The following is a 1,118-nucleotide window of genomic DNA, read 5'->3' on the forward strand; positions in this document are numbered from 1 at the left end:
CTGCCGCCCCCGGCGGCGACGCACCGAGGGGAGCCGAACGGCATGGGAAGGCCGGCGGCACAGGGTTAGGGCCCCGTAGGCGGACCCTCAGGCGCGCGCCGATCACGGCACCTGAGTAGGGCCGGGCACGTGAAACCCGGTCCGAATCTGGGTGGACCACCATCCAAGCCTGAATACTCTCCCGTGACCGATAGCGAACGAGTACCGCGAGGGAAAGGTGAAAAGCACCCCGGGAGGGGAGTGAAACAGCACCTGAAACCGTGCGCCCGCGAGCAGTCGGAGCCCCCTTCGCGGGGTGACGGCGTGCCTTTTGTAGAATGAGCCAGCGAGTCGCTGGCCGGCGGCGAGGTTAAGCTAGCAAGCGAGCCGTAGCGAAAGCGAGTCCGAACAGGGCGCCATCAGTCGCCGGCCGCGGACGCGAAGCCGGGTGAGCTATCCCTGGGCAGGCTGAAGCGGGGGTAAGACCCCGTGGAGGGCCGAACGGCAGTGCGTTGAAAAGCGCTCCGATGACCTGGGGATAGGGGTGAAAGGCCTATCAAACCCGGAGATATCTCGTTCCCCCCGAAATAGCTTTAGGGCTAGCGTCGGGGGTTCACCGTCGGAGGTAGAGCACCGGATCGATGAGGGGGCTTCGCCGCCTACCGATTCGAACCGAACTCCGAATGCCGACGGCCCACACCCCGGCAGTCAGAGCATGTGGGCTAAGCTGTGTGCTCGAGAGGGAAACAGCCCAGACCGCCCGCCAAGGTCCCCAAATCCGCGCCGAGTGGCAAAGGATGTGCGCTCGCGCAGACAACCAGGAGGTTGGCTTAGAAGCAGCCACCCCTTCAAAGAGTGCGTAACAGCTCACTGGTCGAGTGGGCGCGCGCCGACAATACACGGGGCTAAGCGCGGTACCGAAGCGGCGGGATGAACTTCGTTCATCGGTAGGGGGGCGTCGATCGCGGGGCGAAGCGGCCGGGGAACCGAGCCGTGGACCGCGACCGAGCGAGAATGCTGGCATGAGTAGCGAGAGTGGAGAGGGTAACTCCACCGCCGTAAACCCGAGGTTTCCTGGGCGAGGCTAATCCCCCCAGGGTCAGTCGGGGGCTAAGGCGAGGCCGGGAGGCGTAGCCGAA

1 rRNA gene is annotated in these 1,118 nt (G+C 65.5%); it reads left to right on the top strand.

The annotated features are described in order from the left end of the window. A 23S ribosomal RNA gene (locus INF29_RS14395) occupies positions 1-1,118 on the top strand; the annotation flags it as partial.

It is taken from the genome of Anaerotignum lactatifermentans (genome assembly GCF_014982935.1).
Lineage (GTDB): Bacteria > Bacillota > Clostridia > Lachnospirales > Anaerotignaceae > Anaerotignum > Anaerotignum lactatifermentans.